The organism is Micromonospora sp. CA-259024 (assembly GCF_050936255.1).
In the GTDB taxonomy this organism is placed as follows: domain Bacteria; phylum Actinomycetota; class Actinomycetes; order Mycobacteriales; family Micromonosporaceae; genus Micromonospora.
The window spans coordinates 1754212-1771128 of record NZ_JBNJND010000002.1; the positions used below are offsets into that span (position 1 = coordinate 1754212).

Consider the following 16917-nt stretch of genomic DNA (forward strand, 5'->3'; position numbering starts at 1 on the left):
TTGAATGACGGAGACACAGGCGAAGTCGGGGAACACGGGGACCTCGGCCAACCCGGTCGACGAGGAGGCCGCCAAGGGCGGCACACCACCGACCGGCCGCGCGGCCGTGGGCCGGGCGACGGTCCCCGCCGACGCGCCTGCCCCGAAATTCACGAGGGCGCCGGGCATGACACCCCCGCCGGAGCAGCCCGGCGACGACGCTGGGTCGGGCGACAAGACCGAGACGTCCGATGCCGAGGCGTCGCCGTCGGCCGCCGCCACACCTCAGGGTCCGGCGGCGGCACCCTCGACCCGTCCGGCGACCACCCAGCCGATCAACGTCCGGCCCGGCCAGGCGGCGTCGACAGGGGCCACCGGCACCCAGCCGCGGATCACACCGGGCATGACCCAGCCGCAGCCGGAGGCGGCGCGTACCGCCGCTGCCGGCCGCCCGGCCAGCGGCGGTGGCCTACCACCGGGGATCGGCAGCGCGTCCGCCGTCGGAGCAGCCCGCGTCGGTGACGCGGTACGTGCGGCGCGTACGTCGGTCAGCTCGGCCGCTTCCCGCGGACCGCGCCGGGCCCGGTTGAACCTGAAGCGGATCGACCCTTGGTCCGTGATGAAGTTCGCGTTCGCCGTCTCGGTGGTGCTGTTCATCGTGGTGGTGGTCGCCACCTCGGTGCTCTACCTGGCGCTGGACGCGATGGGCGTGTTCCAGAGCGTCAACGAGAGCCTGAGTGACCTGGTCAACGCCGGCGGTGGGCAGAGCACCAGCGGTTTCCAGATCACCGCCAAGGGCGTGATCCTCAGCTCGGCGCTGATCGGCCTGGTCAACGTGGTGCTGTTCACCGCGCTGGCCACGCTGGGAGCGTTCGTCTACAACGTCTGCGCCGACCTGGTCGGCGGGATCGAGCTGACCCTCGCCGAGCGGGACTGAGCGATCGGGACGCCGGGGCACCGTGGAAAGCGGTCGCTCCGGCGTCCCGTACTCAGGTAGGTTTTGCAGGCGTCGACGGCCCGGCTCGCAGGCTCGGACCCCGATTTGGGGCCGACACAGCGGATGGGTTAATCTTGCTCGTCGCAACGCGGGGCTATAGCTCAGTCGGTTAGAGCGCAGAGCTGATAACTCTGAGGTCGATGGTTCGATTCCATCTAGCCCCACCGCATGTCGTCCGACGGTAGTCGAGCTTGAGGGGTCGCCCCATGTTCAAGAAGCTGCTGATTCTGGCTGGCGTCGTCGGCGTGGCCGCCGTCGTGTTCAACAAGGTCAAGGCCGCGAACGACGAGCGTGCCCTGTGGCACGAGGCGACCACCGCGCCCGACCTGCGCTGACGTCCGGCCCGGCGACGAGCGATCGACGCCACGGGGCCCTAGCTCAACTGGCAGAGCACTGCCTTTGCAAGGCAGGGGTTAGGGGTTCGAGTCCCCTGGGCTCCACCAGCACTTTCCTGGGTTGATCTCGCCCGCGAGTACCGCCGAAGCCCTCACCGGAAGCCGGCCAATCCAGGACCTCACCAGCGCCGTCCTGCTCAGTGACTGACGGAGCAAGCCGCATCGCGGACCGCTTCGCACTCACAGACTGGCCGGAAGTCCTCGCCCTCATCACCAGGGCGGGACCAGCCGAAGTCATCCGCCAAGTCCGAGCAGCGGAAGCCAGTGATCCGCACGGCAAAGGGTGGCCACGTGTCACCTGCTTGACGAATCCATCCCAGCACATGCACGACAGCCGGCCTTGGTTCCCCGGTCGTCCTGGTTGCAGTCGGTGACATCTGAGTGCCTGTGGGCCCACACAAACTCAGGCAGAGAACGAACCATTGCCGCCAAGACGCCATGCACGAGGGGAAGGGCGCCCAGCTCGCTGATCCCGACCCATGCGATGTCGTCATGCTCGTCAGGTGCACGGTTGGTCGGAGAGCCAACCCAGTCTCCAATTTGCCAGACGCCCACGTGAACGGCGTCCTCACCATTGCCGTCATGCAGGACGCCCAACCGTGAAGCGGACTCCGCCACGATGTGAACACCGAGCTCCTCGTGCATCTCACGCGCGAGGGCTTGTAGTTCCGACTCACCCGCTTCGACCTGCCCCCCGGGCAGATCCCAGACATCTGGGTATGCCCGTTTGGTCGGCCTGCGGTGTACTAGCAGGACCGCGCCGTCTTCAACGAGTGCGCCGGTGACGACGACATGCATGACGGGATTAGAGCACAGGGATAGGACAAGTTCGCTCCAGCCAGAGGGGACACCCAGACGTCCGGATCTGCCGCGAGCCGATCGCAACGGGGGCGTGGCGGCCCATCGCCGGCGGTTCGGCCATGCCGCGATGCGCGCCCGTGTCGCGGACCGTCGAGAGTGAAAGATGCCGAGAGGGGTTTCCGCAGGCCAAGCGCAGTTCCTGCAGGTAGGCCGAGGTGGGCAACTTGATCTCGTAATGCATAGGTCGCCGCCCTTGGCAGACGAGCTTGGCAAGGCATGCACGGGCCCGCGTCGCGACGTCCTGCCGGTAGGCTGCTCCGCTATGTCATCCGAGCAGGTCACGACCGGCGCGATCGAGCTTCGTTACACTCTCACCTCGGACGATTTGCGCGATGGCGTCGCTGCCCAACAGCGCGGCATCTGGCGCCGCGGGCTGGTCGCCCTGCTGACTGTCCCCCCGCTGCTCGGACTTGCCGAAGGCTTCGTCCGCTTGGAGGTCTGGGAATTACCAGCGGATGCCGTTTCTATCATCGTGGTGGCTTCCCTGCTCTTGGCGCTCGTCATCGTCGGATTCAGCGTGCTGCTGTACCGGCTTCTCCTCCTCTTGGTCTATCGGTGGCAGGCCCGACTGATCCTGCGCGGGAACCCGTGGCTCTCCCAGCCAATACAGACCACGGTGACTGACACCGGGGTACATGTAAGCAACGCGACTGGGGAGTCGAGATCGTCTTGGTCCCAATACCCGCTGTACCACGAGTCGGACCAGTCGTTCGTTCTGCTTGCTTCGAGAGGGCTTGGTGCGATGGCGCTCGTGCTCCCGAAGCGTGGGCTGGTTGGGGAGGACGCAGCGCGGCTGCGAGCTGTGCTCGACACCCACTGCCACCGGCGCAGCCGATCGTGACGCCAGTCTGACCCTAGGGCGACGCCAACGACCGCCATCGTCTGAACCCCTGTCACTACCTGGCGGCGAGGCGAGCCGGGTGCCAGCGGACACCGCATGCTCCTACGGATCAGAGGGTGGCTGTACAGCCATCCGTACAGCCAAGCCGGCCGATGGGCACAGTTGACGAGCGACGGCGCTCGACAAGTCGCGCAGGTCAGCCACAGTGGCCGACACTGGCCGAGTGGTCGATCCGCTCCCTTTTCGCCCAGCACCCGCTCGATGACTGAGGCTGCCTGACGAGTCCGCGCCGGCAGGACATGGCCGTGGGTGTCGGCCATCATTCGGATCGTGGAGGGTGGCCGGGAAGGTCAGCTTGGGGATGAGTTGTCTAGTTCGTCGGCTCTACGCCTGAGTTCTTCGGCGTGATCGTCCCAGTCCGGCCCGTGAAAGTGGAGGTCCGCGCCGGCCGCGCGAAGCAGTTCGGCGTCGTGGGGCCACTGAAGGCATGCCAGGCGGTACGCGAGGTTCCTCGCCCAGACCGGAAGATCCCCGGTGAGGTCCGGGATCGTCTCGCGGATCATCGCCATGATCGTGTCAGCGTCCGCGAAGGTCAGCACCTCGATGAAGTCCCGCGTGGCGTCGTTGATGTGACTGCCCGGTCGCTCCGGATGTTCAAGGTCAGAGCAGAGGTCGAAAGCAAGTTCGGTGAGGCTCTTCACGGATGGATCATTCCCTCCGCCCATCCTCAGCGGGGCGCTGCCCCTCTCCGCAGGAACAAGCCTGCGTCGGGCAGTCGTAGACCGTCCAGCCTCCGCACGACGCGACCATCCTTGATCACCAGCGCGCCTAACCCCGAGTCAACTAAGCGGTTGATGCGTAAACCCCGGAGGATGCCAGACAATCATGCCTGACGATCCGGGGGCAGGGCATGCGACGACTGCTGGGCATGGCCATGGTGATGATCGCCTTGATGGCGGGGTGCACGAGGTCGGCCGGCGAGGCGGGCGAGCCCGTCGAGTTCCGCGCTCTGGCGGAGGACTACGACGACGGCGGCGATCACTCGTCAGGGCTGTTCGTGGTGCGGACGCAGCCTGAGTGGGAGCAGCGCTGGCAGGGGTTGACGATCAGGCACACCCCGCCGCCGCCACCGCCGGCCGTCGACTGGACGACCGAGATGGTGATCTTCTATGTGCTCGGCACCAAACCTAGCGGCGGTTACTCCGTCCGGATTGACGAGATCTCGGCGCGGGATGGTCGGTTGGCGGTACGTGTCGAGGAGTCACGGCCCGGCCGGTCGTGCGCAACAGCCGCTGTGCTGACCAACCCGCTTGATGTCGTGGCGACCCGGGCCAGTGACGCCCCCATCGAGGTCGATCTTGACTCCGACTCCCACCGCTGTTAGTGAGGCGCGGGATCCGACGAGGCCAGTCGCTTGAGCACGCTCTTCCCAACTGAGGACTCGTCGGCAAGATCAGAGCGCGTACCAGCGGGGAACCCGCACCTCTCGTAGCTCAGCCCATCCAGCGAGGCGGGAGCAGGCAGCATGCAGTTCATCAATCGACAGGCTCTCGCCCGCACCTCCGGCAAGGAAGGCATGGATCCGCCAACCGTCGAAGGCCTCCACGCCATCGACCAGGTCGACATCGACCTCTGTGCCCTGCTCGTCCGTCATGCGACAACCGGCCCCGTGGACGAGGTAGTCGATGCCCGTGCCTGATCGGCCCTCCCGAGGGAGCACGTGAGTTGACCTCACCGCCCTCAGTAGGTCGGACAAGCCGCTCAGCTCCGGATAGGCCGCGAAAAGGCGGTCGCGCGTCCGCCTGAGGGCTACGGCGTAAGACCTCACAGCATCTACCGCCAACCGGTCCCGCTCGTCCATATGATCACTATGCGCCGCCGCCGAGGCGATGGGCACAGCGCCCGCAGCCGAGCGGGATCTCAACCGGTAGGGACGGACACCGAGCGACGAGCCGCGGTCACGACTGGGCGACCCGGCCCCGCAGTGGTCAGTTCCCTCTGACGCAGAACTCGTTTCCGTCGGGATCGGCCAGCATGACGGAGCCGTCCTCGGCGACCTCGAGCCGAGTGGCCCCGAGGGAGATCAGCCGGTCGACCTCCGCTTGCTGATCGCCATCGGCCGGGGCGAGGTCGAAACGCTGCCGGTTCCTCGCCTCTTTCGGAGCCACGGGTGGGCCTCCCCACGCGACCTTCGTGCCGCCGTGGGGTGACTGGATCGCGGTCTCCTCGTCCTGATCCCACACCAGCGGCCAGCCCAGCGCCTCGCTCCAGAAAAGGCCGACCTCCCGGGTGCCGTCGCAGGCGAGTTCCCCGAGCAGGCCGCACCCGGCGAGGAAGCCGTTGCCCGCCTCGATGACACAGAACTCGTTGCCCTCGGGGTCGGCCAGGACGATGTGCCCCTCCTCGGGAAGCTGTCCGACGTCGAGGTGGCCGCCGCCGAGCCCCAGTGCCGTCGCCACCGCGTGCTGCTGGTCGGCCTCGCTGGCGCTGGTCAGGTGCAGGTGCACGCGGTTCGGCCCCATCTTCTTCGCACCGCTCGGGACGAACCGGAGGCTGACCTGAGTCTCATCGCCCGGCAGGAGCGCACCATCGGCGTCCTCGACGACCTCCCGGCCGAGCATTCCGGCCCAGAATTTCGCCAGGCGCGCCGGATCGTGCGCATCGATGGTCACCGTCAGCGTTCGCGAGAGCATCACTGCACCGTAGACACGGGTCAGCACGGCGACAAGGCAGTTTCGGAGAGGTCGGCGGGCTGTGGCGGTGCGCGCTGTTGACTTGTCATGATCCGTGAATGGTTGAGCAGCCAGCGCCCGTCACCATGCACATCTACTGCCGGGTCGAGGTGACCGTCACCGACCCCGTGGCGGTCACCGGTCACGCGATCGCCGACCTGCGCGCGGCCGACATCGACTGGTCCACAGAGGAGGACGACCTCGATGCGGCGGTCGAGGAGCTTCGGTCGGACCTCGCCACCTCGTTGGCGGGTGTGGTGGACATCAGCCAACTCGGCGCCGGCATCCCGGGGGTGGAGTTCCGCGGTGGTCTCTGCTGGGCCGAGCAGGGACCGGCCCGGGATCCCTTCCGGGCGGAAGAGCGGTGACAGCAAGGCAGGCGGCATGGCCGTGGCCGACCGGGGTAGGAGAAACAGCAACAACCCCCCGGAAGTGAGGTGTCATACCAATGCCTACGGCGCGCGAGATCATGACGAACGACGTGACCTGTGTCCGCGAGCGGGACGACCTGGCGTCGGCCGCGAAGCAGATGGCCGAGTTGGGGGTCGGCTCGCTGCCGATCTGCGGTGACGACAACCGACTCAAGGGCATGCTGACCGACCGCGACATCGTGGTAAAGGTGCTGGCCGAGGGCCGTGACCCCGCCAACGTGACCGCCGGTGAGCTGGCCCAGGGTGAGGCGGTGACCATCGGCGCGGACGACGACGCGGCCGAGATCCTGCGCACCATGGGTCAGCACAAGGTACGCCGGCTGCCGGTGATCGACGGTCACGAACTGGTCGGCATTGTGGCGGTGGCCGACGTGGCCCGATCCCTGCCGGAGCGCCCGGTGGGTGACCTCATCGAGGCCATCTCCGAGCGCAGCTGACCGTCGGCTGCTGTTGATCGCCCCCACTGGCCGGCTGGTGGGGGCGACCGCTGTGTCGGTGCCTGCATCGTCCGTTGGTCCGGGCGTGGGGACGAGCCTGGTCCTCCGGCGAAGCCACCGGGCGATCAGGAGCCGTCGGCATGCGGCACGCCCGGTGCTCAGCCCTCGGCGCCGCTCGCGCCGTCCGCCGCCCCGGTGTCGGGTCGGGCTTGGGGCAGGTGTTCCATCAGCTTGGTGAGCGCGCCGTTGGCGAAGGTGGCGCCGAGCGCCGAGCCTGCCCCGATTGTCCAACCGACCGGCCCCAGTGGGGTGCACCCGAAGAACTGGCTGACCCCTGGCGTCTGCACCACCACGACGAGCACCCCCAGCGACGCCGCCGTGGACGCCAGCACGGCCGGGCTGGTGCCACCGGCCAGGATGGTCTGCCCGAGTTGGGTGCCGACCAGGGAAACCAGGGCGACCGTCCCGGCCCGCTGACGGCGTCCGGTGTATCGGGCCAACGTCCATCCCGCGGTCGCGCCCAGCGTGGTGGCTGCCGCCCGCAGCCCGATCTCTCTGGTGAGGGTTTCTCCCAGCGCCGTGTCCGGGCCCTCCCAGAGCAGCCCGTCGGCGCGGTCCGACGCGGGTGGCCGGACCGCGATGGCCAGTGCCGGCGCCAGGTCGGTGAGCAGGTTGACGAGCAGCAGTTGTCGCCCGGTGAGGGCGGAGCGGCCGGTCGCCGCCGCGGTGAGCACACTGAACGCGATCTCGCCGAGGTTGCCGCCGACCAGGATGCTGAGCGCGTGTCGCACCGACGACCACATCGCCCGGCCCTCGACCAGGGTGGCGATGATGGTCTCCAACCGGTCGTCGGTGACCACCAGGTCGGCGGCCGCCCGCGCCGCCGGGGTGCCCCGTTGGCCGAGGGCGATGCCGACGTCGGCCAGCCGGATCGCCGGGGCGTCGTTGGCGCCGTCGCCGGTCATCGCCACGGTCCGCCCGCACTTCTGCAACGCCTGGATGATTCGCACCTTGTGCGTCGGGGTGCAACGGGCAACCACGTCGGTGTTGGCCAACCGTTCGGCGAGCGCGTCGTCGTCCAGCTGGTCGAGCTCGCCAGCCGTGACCACCCGTTGCTCGTCGTGTTCGCTGATGGTGGCGGCGATCGCCTCGGCGGTTGCCGGATGATCACCGGTGATCATGATCGTGTGCACACCGGCCTGCCGGATTTTGCGGACCGCCGGGGCGGCGCTCTCCCGGACTCCGTCCGCGAGGGCCAGGAAGCCCATGAAGGTCAGCCCTCGGACGTCTCCGTCGGTCACCTTCGGGTCGTCCACCTGGCACTCGGCGACGGCCAGGATCCGGTTTCCCGCCCCGGCCCGGTCGGCGAGCATCTGCTCCAGCTCCGCCCGGCCGGCGTCGTCCAGTGGCTGCTGGCCGCCGTCAATGCGCCGCGCCGAACAGCGTGGCAGCACCGTCTCCGGGGCACCCTTGACGCTCAACAACAGGTGACCGTCGGTCTCGCCGATGCTCGCGTGGTAGCCGCGCGACGGCTCGAACGGCAGCCCGCCGGCAGCCCGCCAGTCGGCGGCACCGGTCTGCTCCACCACCCCGGCCACCCCGGCGCCCCGCCGAACCGCCCGGTCGGTCTGCAACGCCAACTCCTCTGGATCGGCTGCGGCAGGGGTGGCCCGCAGTGCAGCGGCCAGCGTCAACCGGAGTCGGTCGTCCAGCCGGTCCACCGGGGCGTACCGGTCGCCGAGGCTGTCACCGACCCCGGCGAGCAGCAACTTTCCTTCGGTGAGAGTGCCGGTCTTGTCGAAGCAGAGCACGTCCACCCGGCCCAGCGCCTCGATGGTGCGCGGGTTGCGGACCAGGGCGCCGTGCTCGGCCAGCCGCCGGGCGGCGGCCAACTGGGCGGCGCTGACCAGGAACGGCAGCCCTTCCGGCACCGACGCCACGGCCAGGTTCGCGGCGGTCGCCGCCGTCTCGGCCAGCGGTACGCCCCGAAGCAGGCCCGCGCCGGCCACCGCCACCGCCGAGCCGGCGGCCAACGGGATGGCGGCGCTGGTCAACGAGCCGAGCCTGGCTTCCACCCCACTCGTCGGCGGTGCCTGCCGAACCAGTGCCAGGCTGCGCCCGGCCTCGGTGTCGTTGCCGGTCGCCACCACCACGGCGGTGCCGTGCCCGGCGGCGACGGTGGTGCCCTCGTACAGCATCGAGTGTCGGTCGGCGATGGCGGCGGCCACCACCGGCCGGTTGGACTTGGCAACCGGCAGCGACTCGCCGGTCAGTGACGACTCGTCCGCCTCCAGGCCCACCGAATCGAGGACGCGACAGTCGGCGGGCACCGAGTCACCCGATTCAAGGGTGATGACGTCCCCGAGGACCAGGTCCTCGGCGGCGACCACCTGCTCGGCGCCGTCCCGACGGACCCGTGCGGTCACCGCCGAACGGGACAGCAACTCCGCCAGCGACCGTTCCGTGTTGCGCTCGTGTACCGCTCCGATCAGGGCGGACCCACCGACCACGCTGCCCACCAGCGCGGCGTCGACCAGCGAGCCGAACGACGCGGAGAGCACCGCCCCGGCGGCCAGCACCGGAGTCAGCGGGTTGGACAGCTCGTCCACGAAGGCGCGCAGCAGTCCACCACCACCGGGTGCGCCGCCGCCGTTCGCACCGCGGCCGTCGCGTCGGCGCTGCGTTTCCGTGCCGGCCAGACCGTCGGGCGTGGTGCCGAGCTGGTCGAGCACCGTGTTGACGGGCATCAGGTGCCAGGCGGTCGCCACGGGCGCCGGCGTGTCCGACTGGTCGCGTAGCCGGTGCGCCTGCCAGACCCCGTTCGCGAAGGCCAACCCGGCCGCGCCGTTGACCGCGACGAGCGACCGGTGGGGCAGCTGGGTCGGTGGCGCGGTGAACGCGCCCAGCGCCCCGAGACCGGTGCCGGCCATGCCCAGCCGAATGTTCTGCTGGGCTGTTCGCCGGGCCACGCCGGTCGCCTCGACCACCAGGGCCACCACCCGCAGGTCGGCACCGACCAGCAGGTGCGCACCCCACGGCGGCAGGTCCTCCGGTGCGGCGAACCCGAGACCGCAGTCGGACGCCCCGAGCGCCTTCCGGTCTGCGGAGACCAGCATCACCACCGCGCCGTCGTGCTGCAACGCGCGTACTGATTCGACCAGCCGGTCCCCGCCAGGCAGCATCCCATCGGCGAAGCCGTACCGCTGCTCGTCACCGCCGGCCACGACCAGCCGCAGTCCGGCCTGCCGGGCGGCGGATGGCAGGCCGTCGACGCCGGGCGCGGGTTCCGGCTCGACCCGCAACAGCGCGGCGAGCCGATCCCCGTGGGCGAGGCCGAGTAGCTGGCCACCGGCTGACCGCAGCCGGTCGGCGTCCGGGATGTCGTCCGGGCGGTAGGCGGGCAACTGGTCCAGTGGTCCGAGCCGCCAACCGTCCGCCGCCCGGGAGGCGGCCGGGTCGTCCGGGTCGAACAGCGCGAAGGCCCGCTCCGCCACCTGGTCGACATCCGCTCCGGGCGCCGGTGCCAGATCGGCCAGTACGCCCCGATCCGAGCCGAGTACGGCGGCGTCCAACACGAGCGTGTCGATCCGGTCCAGCTCCCGCAGCACGCCGCTGTCCATCGCGATCACCCCACGCCGGGCCAGCATCCGGCCAAGCTGGGCGGCGTATCCCTCACGCCCGCTGCCGGGCGCCTTGGGCAGCGCGGAGAGACCCAGCGCGGCGGCCCGCTTGGGCCCGGCGAACGGCGCCGCGGCCGCGCCCGCGGCCGCGCCCGCGGCGAGCATCCGGCTGATGTACTGCTCGACCGGGCCGTCCGGCTTCGGCCGGGGACGGTCGATCACCGGCCAGCGAGCGGTGGCGCGTTCCGGGTCACCGGTCAGCCGTGGCTCGGCGCGCTCCCACGCGGAGAGTTGGGCCCGCGCCTCGCTCCACTGCACCATCCGCTGGGCACCGTCCAGGACGATCCCGGTCCAGCGGCCGGTCAAGCCCTGCACCACCGCCTCGGCCAGCGGAAAGAGGATGTCGGCGCGCGGGTCGGAGCGCAGCCGCTTGCCGATGAACTCGTGCAGCTTCGGTTGTAGATCCACCGCCGAGAGCAGGCCGGCCACCTCACCGGGCAGAGGCGCGATCGGCAGGATCCGGGTGGCCGCCGAGATGGTCAGGCCCAACGCGTCCGAGGCGAGCGCACCGAGGGTGCGAGGGGTGCGCGGCCCCTCCTCCGGCGGGTGCGGCGGTGGGATCTCCGGGTCGGGCTCGTGATCACAGGTCCCCTCGACCCGGCTGATCGTGGCGATCAGGTCGCGCAGCGCCGGCTCGGGGGTCTGGACGGCAATCACCACCCGGCCGGATGGAGCGTTGACCCGGGCCCAGGCGACCCCGGGCATCCGCTCCAGCGCGCTCTCCACCTGACGTGCCAGCTTGTTGCCGCCGTCCTGGCAGACGCCGTGCACCTCGATGTGGTGCCGGCCCGGCCGGGACCAGACCCGACGCCGCGTCAGCCCGGCCGTCCGGGCCAGCCGGGTCGCGGCCGAGCCGACGGCCCGGGACGCCTCGCCGACCAGGTGCGGCACGCCGAAGGACGGCAGGATGCGGCCGACTGCGCGTCCCGCCGCCGTCATCGAGGCGTACGGCTGGACGGACGCCGGCCCGGCTCCCTGTTTCTGCTGGTCCTGACCTTGGCCATCTCGTCCTCCCACCGCCTCACGTCCGGCGGCCTGGCTTCCCGACCTGTCGTCCGTTATGCCCTCCGAGTGGGGGAACTTTCCGCCGATGCCAGCGCATGGACGGGGTGGGCCGTGGAATCCGACGACCATCACCGGACATGGGGAGGCCGGAATGAGCATGCTGACGCGACATCTCAACGGTTCGCACGAGAACGTCCAGATGTACAGCCGGCGGGTGGAGCTACCGATGCTGGGCGAGGTGGCGGTGCCGCCACCGGACAAGGTCGCCTATTACGCGGGGCTCGGGGTGCTCGCCGCGCTCCAGGTCATCGAGTGGCCGATCGCCCTGGTGGTCACCGCCGGGCACCTGCTGGCAGACCAGCATTTTTCGGGACTGGTACGCGGCGTCGGGGAGGCGCTGCAGGACGCCTGACGAGAGCCGGGTCACCCGCGGTTGACATGAATCAGGGTTGAGGTCGCACGCTCAATCCATGCCGAGCGCAACCGCCACCGCCGTACCCGCCGCACCCGGGCTGTTCGCTCCCCGGCTGAGAGCGATGACCGTGGGCAGCGTTGCGTTGATCTCGTTGCTCGCGTTCGAGGCGTTGGCGGTCGGTACGGCGATGCCGACCGTCGCCCGGAGCCTGGACGGGTTGGCGCTGTACGGGATCGCGTTCGGTGGCCCGTTCGCCACGGGCGTGCTGGCCATGGTGGTTTCCGGTATCTGGTGTGACGCTCGAGGTCCACGGGGGCCGATGTGGCATGGCGTCGCCTGGTTCGTGGTCGGGTTGCTGATCGCTGGGACCGCCCCCGTGATGGGTGCGCTGGTTGTTGGCCGGGTGGTACAGGGGTTCGGCTCGGGGCTGCTCTCGGTGGCGCTCTACGTGATCGTCGGGCACGCGTACCCGCAGGATTTGCACCGGCGGATCTTCGCCGCGTTCGCGGCGGCGTGGGTCGTACCGTCGCTGGTCGGGCCGGCGGTGGCCGGCCTGATCGTGGAGTACCTGGGCTGGCGGTGGGTCTTCCTGGCGGTGCCGGCGGTGGCCGTGCCGGCGGTGCTGCTCATCCATCCCGGTCTGCGGTCGTTGGCTCGGAGTGTGGCGACCAGTCCGCCGGCCGGCGCGGCGGCGCGGATCGGTTGGGCGTGCGGGGCTGCGGTGAGTGCCGCACTGCTGCACATCGGGGGACAGCAGCGCGGTGCCACCGCCCTGGTGTTGATCGCGCTCGCCGTGGTGGGCCTGTTGGTCTCTGCCCCGCGCTTGCTGCCGGCCGGCTTCCTCCGGGCGGCCCGGGGGTTGCCCACCGTCGTCGGGCTGCGCGGTCTGGCGTCGGCGGCGTTCGTCGGCGCCGAGGTCGTCATCCCGTTGATGCTCTCCCGGGAGCGGGGTCTCTCGCCGACCGAGGCCGGGCTGGTTCTCACGGTCGGCGCGCTGGCGTGGTCGGCGGGCTCCTGGTTGCAGGGCCGGATCCCGGTGCCAGCCTCCCGGGCCAGCCTGCCGCGCGCCGGGTTGACCTGCATCACGGTCGGCACCGTCACGGTGGCGCTGGCCGTTCGGCCCGAGCTGCCGGTGACCGTCGCCGTGGTCGGCTGGGCGGTGGCCGGGCTCGGCATGGGACTGCTCTATCCGTCGTTGTCGGTGCTCACCCTGGAACTGTCCGCCCCCGGTGAACAGGGCCGCAACAGCTCGTCGTTGCAACTGGGTGACTCGCTCTTCGCGGCGACCGTGCTCGCGCTGACCGGGGCGGTGCTGGCTGCGGGAAGTGCGCCCGGCCCGGGCAGTTACACGATGACTCTGGTGGTGGCCGCGGGCCTGGCGCTGCTCGGTGCGTTGCTGGCCGGCCGTGTGGTGGTGGGCGGGAGTACGCGAGCGGTCGGGTGATCCGGGGATTCGGCCGCGCCCTACCAGGGTGGGCCGGGAGGATGGCGGGCGATGAACGTCCTGACCGTCCTGCCGCTCGCCGTGGTGATGGTCGCCGGGACCCAGCTGGTGGTGGCGGTCTTCCTCGCCTCGTCGGACCGGCCCCGGGCGGCGTCACTGGGCTTCCTCGTGGGCGCCGGGCTGGTGGTCACCGCCGGGGTGACGGTGGCCTGGCTGTTGACCCGGTTGGTGGGCGGATTGGTCGCCGACGCCAGCGCCGTCGCCGGGAAGGTCGATCGCGGTCCCGCCATTGACCTGGTGGTGCTCGCCCTGCTGGTCTGCCTGGCCGTGCTGATCTGGTTGAGGCGGAACCGCTCCGGGCCCCCGAAGTGGCTGGGGAGCATCGAGCACGCCGGTCCGCCTCAGGCGCTGCGACTGGGTGCGCTGCTCTTCGTGGTGACGCCCACCGACGACCTCATCATGGCCGCCGTCGGGGCGAGCGTGGCCCGGCACAACCTGCCGTGGTGGCACCTGGTGCCGTTCGTGCTGCTCACCGTGTTTCTGCTCGCGCTGCCCCTGCTGGCATTGCTGCTGCTCGGGGGCCGGGCGGCGCGGGTGCTGGCCCGGATGCGGCAGTGGGCCGAGGGGCACGCCTGGCTGGTCAACGAGATCGTGATCGCGTTCTTCGCGCTGCTGACCGTGCTGGACCTGATCCGTTCGGGGTGAGCCGCCGCACACCCGTCACGGAATGAAGCGTCGTTCCGTCAGCGCCAGGTCGGCCCAGGGCGCAGGCGTTGGCCAGTCGGTGGGCCGTGGTTCGTGGCGAAACGGGAGGACGAGATGAAGGTTCTGGTTACCGGGGCAAGCGGCCACCTGGGCCACGCGGTGCTGGGCCGGCTGCGCGAGGACGGGATCAACGTTCGGGCCACCAGCCGGCGCCCGCGTGGTAGCTCGGACGTGGAGTGGGTGATGACCGACCTGGCCACCGGGGACGGGTTGGCCGAGGCGGTGACCGGCGTGGACGCCGTGCTGCACCTGGCGTCCTCGCCCCGGGGTCGGCAGACCCACCAGGTGGACGTGCTGGGCACCCGCCGACTGGTGGTGGCTGCCGGCGCGGCCGGTGTGCGGCACATCGTCTACATCTCGATCGTCGGGGTGGATCGGGTGCCGATCCCGTACTACCGGCACAAGCTCGCCGCCGAGCAGGTCATCGCGGCCGGTCCGGTGCCGTGGTCGGTGCTGCGAGCCACCCAGTTCCCACAGTTCCTGGACGAGCTGCTGACGGCGAGCGCGCGGTTGGGGCCGGTGATCGGGGACCGTTCGGTGCTCGCACAACCGGTCGACCCGGGCGAAGTGGCAGCACGGCTGGCAGCGCGGTTGACCGCCGGCCCGCTGGGCGGCATCGAGGAGTACGGCGGGCCGCAGGTGCTCCGCTTCGACGAGGCGGTCCGCGCCTGGCGGGAGGCTCGGGGTTCGCGCCGACCGCTGCTGCCGGTGCGGATTCCCGGCCGGCTCGGTCGCGAGTTGCGCGCCGGTGGCCTGGTCACCGAAGCGCTGCCCCGAGGCGTCCGCACCTGGGCCGACCATCTCGCGGACACGTACGGGGGAACCGGACGGAGATGAGAGAGATCCCGGTTCACATTCGCCTTACGGTGACCTCATGTTCGCTGTCGTCACCACGGTGATCCTCTACGTCTTCGGCTTCGTCTTCCTCTACGGCGTGATCCGGCTGGGTGTCCGGCACGCGTTGGAGGATCTGGAGTTGCAGCGGGCCAAGGCCCAGCGCGCCGAGGAGTTGGCCGCTTCCCGCGACCGCACCTTCCTGCGCGACAACGCATTCCTCGCCGGCAGTTGAGCACCGACTCGGTCCGGCCGGGTCCGGTGGCGTCGCGGGACAGCCCGGGAGTCGCCGGGCGCTCCAGCGTGGCGGATGCGAGGATCGCACCCGTGATGGGAACGCTGAAGACCGAACCGGCCCGCGCCCGCCTCGACCTGCTCGCGCCGCCGGTCGCGGAGGCTGTCGCCCAGTGGCCCGCCGACGCGCCCGTGGACGTCAACGACGTGCTGGTCGCACCGATCGACGCCGATCTCGCCGACACCGCGGCGTTCTGCGCGGCGTACGAGGTGGGGTTGGACGTCTCGGCCAACTGTGTCGTGGTGGCTGGCAAGCGTGAGGGTGTGGTCCGCTACGCGGCCTGCATCGTTCTGGCCACCACCCGGGCCGACGTGAACGGGGTGGCTCGCCGGGCGCTGGACGTCCGCAAGGCGAGCTTCGCCCCGATGGCCGACGCGGTCGAGTTGACCGGCATGGAGTACGGCGGTATCACCCCGATCGGGCTGCCGGCGCAGTGGCCGATCCTGGTGGACGCGCGGGTGATCGCCACACCCTACGTGATCATCGGGTCCGGCGTACGGCACAGCAAGATCGCGCTGCCGGGCCCGGCGTTGGGCGCGCTGCCCGGTGCGCAGGTGGTGGAAGGGCTGGCCAGGCCGGCCTGACCAGGTACGGACATCGATGCCGTTGCACGTGAAACATCACGGGCGTCGATGTGTAGCGGCTTGGCCGGTGACTCAGTGTGAGTGAGCTCCGGACTCGCGCTGCTCGACCTCGGCGAGCGCGGCGAGCAGCGTCTGCGTCTCCTGCGCACCGGAAACCGCGTACTTCCCGGCCAGGACGAAGGTCGGCACACTGGTGATGCCCAGGTCCCGAGCGGTGGCCAGCTCGGCGGCGACGTCGGTGGCGCGCTCGTCGGAATCGAGGAACCGCCGTGCGTCGGCAGCGTCCAGGCCGATTTTTCCGGCGAGGGTGGCCAGCGCCTCCCGAGAGCCGACGTCGACGCCCTGGGTGAAGTGCGCCTGGTAGAGCGCCTCCACCATCTCGGCCGCCCGACCGTGGTCGGCGGCGTAGGAGACCAGCCGGTGCGCGTCGAAGGTGTTGGCGATCACCGCGCGGTCGTAGTCCAGCCGCAGCCCATCAGCCGCAGCGACCTGGGTCACGTGGGCGACCATCTGCCGGGCGCGCTCCGGACCGCCGAACTTGGCGGCCAGTGCCTCCACCAGCGGAAGGGGCTCCGGCACCGGCGACGGGTCGAGCTGGAACGGCCGGTAGCGGACCGTCACCTCGCCCTCGTAGCTGGCGAGGGCCTCATCCAGGCGGCGCTTGCCGATGTAGCACCACGGGCAGATGACGTCCGCGTAGATCTCGATCTCCATGATCGGTGGCAACCTCGCGGTCAGCCGAGTTGTTCCCGGACCTGACGCTTGAGGCGGCCCAGGATCGCCGTGCCCCCGCGTACCCGCAGCGGGCTGATCGCCTGCGCCAGCCCCATCCGCTGGTAGAGGTCGTCCGGCACGGCCAGCACCTGCTCGGCGCTCGCGCCCGCCAGCCCCTCGGCGAGGATCCCGGCGAACGCCCGGGTGGTGGGCGCCTCCGGCGGGCAGTCGAAGAGCGTCTCCACGGTGCCCTCCGGGGTCACCCGGGCGCGCAGGAAGAACGCTGTCTGGCACTCCGGCACCTGCTCCATGCCCTCGCGCTCGGCGTCCTCCGGCAGAACCGGGATGACGTCCGCGTACTCCAGGAGCATTTCCAGCACCAGGTCGCGCGGCGCGGCGGCGAACTCGTCGACGATCTCGGCCAGTCGGGCCGGCATGTCAGCCATGTGTCGAGGCTACCGCCGTTGTACGGGGGCCCCTGCGTACAGGCCGCGGCGCACGCGCCCGG

The 16917-nt window shown here is 70.6% G+C and carries 19 protein-coding genes and 2 tRNA genes; 14 read left to right on the forward strand and 7 right to left on the reverse strand.

What is annotated here, in order from left to right:
- Window positions 1-4: 4 nt before the first annotated feature.
- From ACQEUX_RS27635 to ACQEUX_RS27650, 4 genes are all read left to right on the forward strand, one after another.
- Window positions 5-916: a DUF3566 domain-containing protein gene (locus ACQEUX_RS27635; RefSeq protein ID WP_433054322.1), complete on the forward strand. Its 912-nt coding sequence runs from the start codon at window positions 5-7 to the stop codon at window positions 914-916.
- A 150-nt stretch (window positions 917-1066) separates the two neighbouring features.
- A tRNA-Ile gene (locus tag ACQEUX_RS27640) sits at window positions 1067-1140 on the forward strand.
- Between the two features lie 42 nt (window positions 1141-1182).
- Window positions 1183-1311, forward strand: coding sequence for a DLW-39 family protein (locus tag ACQEUX_RS27645; RefSeq protein WP_007453934.1), 129 nt, complete (start codon window positions 1183-1185; stop codon window positions 1309-1311).
- 32 nt (window positions 1312-1343) lie between these two features.
- Window positions 1344-1419 (forward strand) — tRNA-Ala (locus tag ACQEUX_RS27650).
- A gap of 246 nt (window positions 1420-1665) precedes the next feature.
- On the opposite strand, the gene ACQEUX_RS27655 is transcribed toward ACQEUX_RS27650, so the two are convergent.
- Window positions 1666-2169 carry an NUDIX domain-containing protein gene (locus tag ACQEUX_RS27655; protein WP_433054325.1) on the reverse strand — a complete coding sequence of 168 codons (504 nt, stop codon included), beginning with the start codon at window positions 2167-2169 and terminating at the stop codon, window positions 1666-1668.
- Between the two features lie 325 nt (window positions 2170-2494).
- On the opposite strand from ACQEUX_RS27655, the gene ACQEUX_RS27660 reads away from it, so the two are divergent.
- Window positions 2495-3073: a YcxB family protein gene (locus tag ACQEUX_RS27660; RefSeq protein WP_433054328.1), complete on the forward strand. Its 579-nt coding sequence runs from the start codon at window positions 2495-2497 to the stop codon at window positions 3071-3073.
- 350 nt (window positions 3074-3423) lie between these two features.
- On the opposite strand, the gene ACQEUX_RS27665 is transcribed toward ACQEUX_RS27660, so the two are convergent.
- The gene (locus tag ACQEUX_RS27665; protein ID WP_433054331.1) at window positions 3424-3774 is read right to left on the reverse strand and encodes a hypothetical protein; all 351 of its coding nucleotides are present in this window, start codon (window positions 3772-3774) and stop codon (window positions 3424-3426) included.
- A 209-nt stretch (window positions 3775-3983) separates the two neighbouring features.
- Here ACQEUX_RS27665 and ACQEUX_RS27670 point away from each other — a divergent pair, with 209 nt between their 5' ends.
- Window positions 3984-4457 carry a protease complex subunit PrcB family protein gene (locus ACQEUX_RS27670; protein ID WP_433054334.1) on the forward strand — a complete coding sequence of 158 codons (474 nt, stop codon included), beginning with the start codon at window positions 3984-3986 and terminating at the stop codon, window positions 4455-4457.
- A 69-nt stretch (window positions 4458-4526) separates the two neighbouring features.
- On the opposite strand, the gene ACQEUX_RS27675 is transcribed toward ACQEUX_RS27670, so the two are convergent.
- Together ACQEUX_RS27675 and ACQEUX_RS27680 are read right to left on the reverse strand one after the other, a co-directional pair.
- Window positions 4527-4934 carry a DUF6896 domain-containing protein gene (locus ACQEUX_RS27675; protein WP_433054337.1) on the reverse strand — a complete coding sequence of 136 codons (408 nt, stop codon included), beginning with the start codon at window positions 4932-4934 and terminating at the stop codon, window positions 4527-4529.
- A 127-nt stretch (window positions 4935-5061) separates the two neighbouring features.
- On the reverse strand, window positions 5062-5766 hold the full coding sequence (locus tag ACQEUX_RS27680; protein WP_433057179.1) for a VOC family protein: 705 nt from the start codon (window positions 5764-5766) through the stop codon (window positions 5062-5064).
- Window positions 5767-5864: 98 nt separating this feature from the next.
- Here ACQEUX_RS27680 and ACQEUX_RS27685 point away from each other — a divergent pair, with 98 nt between their 5' ends.
- Window positions 5865-6173 (forward strand): hypothetical protein, encoded by a 309-nt coding sequence (locus tag ACQEUX_RS27685; protein WP_433054340.1) that lies wholly within the window; start codon window positions 5865-5867, stop codon window positions 6171-6173.
- An 80-nt stretch (window positions 6174-6253) separates the two neighbouring features.
- Window positions 6254-6673 (forward strand): CBS domain-containing protein, encoded by a 420-nt coding sequence (locus tag ACQEUX_RS27690; protein WP_433054343.1) that lies wholly within the window; start codon window positions 6254-6256, stop codon window positions 6671-6673.
- Window positions 6674-6831: 158 nt separating this feature from the next.
- On the opposite strand, the gene ACQEUX_RS27695 is transcribed toward ACQEUX_RS27690, so the two are convergent.
- On the reverse strand, window positions 6832-11292 hold the full coding sequence (locus ACQEUX_RS27695) for an HAD-IC family P-type ATPase (protein ID WP_433057181.1): 4461 nt from the start codon (window positions 11290-11292) through the stop codon (window positions 6832-6834).
- A gap of 217 nt (window positions 11293-11509) precedes the next feature.
- On the opposite strand from ACQEUX_RS27695, the gene ACQEUX_RS27700 reads away from it, so the two are divergent.
- The 6 genes from ACQEUX_RS27700 (at window position 11510) to ACQEUX_RS27725 (ending at window position 15695) form a co-directional block, all read left to right on the forward strand.
- Entirely contained in the window at window positions 11510-11770 is a 261-nt protein-coding gene (locus ACQEUX_RS27700) for a hypothetical protein (RefSeq protein ID WP_433054346.1), read from the forward strand.
- A gap of 58 nt (window positions 11771-11828) precedes the next feature.
- Window positions 11829-13217, forward strand: a complete 1389-nt coding sequence (locus ACQEUX_RS27705; protein WP_433054349.1) for an MFS transporter — start codon at window positions 11829-11831, stop codon at window positions 13215-13217.
- A 51-nt stretch (window positions 13218-13268) separates the two neighbouring features.
- Complete coding sequence (locus ACQEUX_RS27710; RefSeq protein ID WP_433054352.1) at window positions 13269-13922, forward strand: GAP family protein; 654 nt, start codon at window positions 13269-13271, stop codon at window positions 13920-13922.
- A 114-nt stretch (window positions 13923-14036) separates the two neighbouring features.
- Complete coding sequence (locus tag ACQEUX_RS27715; protein WP_433054355.1) at window positions 14037-14819, forward strand: SDR family oxidoreductase; 783 nt, start codon at window positions 14037-14039, stop codon at window positions 14817-14819.
- A 37-nt stretch (window positions 14820-14856) separates the two neighbouring features.
- Complete coding sequence (locus tag ACQEUX_RS27720) at window positions 14857-15051, forward strand: hypothetical protein (RefSeq protein ID WP_433054358.1); 195 nt, start codon at window positions 14857-14859, stop codon at window positions 15049-15051.
- Window positions 15052-15146: 95 nt separating this feature from the next.
- Entirely contained in the window at window positions 15147-15695 is a 549-nt protein-coding gene (locus ACQEUX_RS27725) for a YbaK/EbsC family protein (protein ID WP_433057183.1), read from the forward strand.
- A 72-nt stretch (window positions 15696-15767) separates the two neighbouring features.
- Here ACQEUX_RS27725 and ACQEUX_RS27730 read toward each other — a convergent pair whose 3' ends face one another.
- Both ACQEUX_RS27730 and ACQEUX_RS27735 read right to left on the reverse strand, forming a co-directional pair.
- A complete protein-coding gene (locus ACQEUX_RS27730; RefSeq protein ID WP_433054361.1) occupies window positions 15768-16409 on the reverse strand; it encodes a DsbA family oxidoreductase in 642 nt (213 codons plus the stop codon).
- Between the two features lie 20 nt (window positions 16410-16429).
- Window positions 16430-16855: a SufE family protein gene (locus ACQEUX_RS27735; RefSeq protein ID WP_433054364.1), complete on the reverse strand. Its 426-nt coding sequence runs from the start codon at window positions 16853-16855 to the stop codon at window positions 16430-16432.
- Between the last annotated feature and the right edge of the window lie 62 nt (window positions 16856-16917).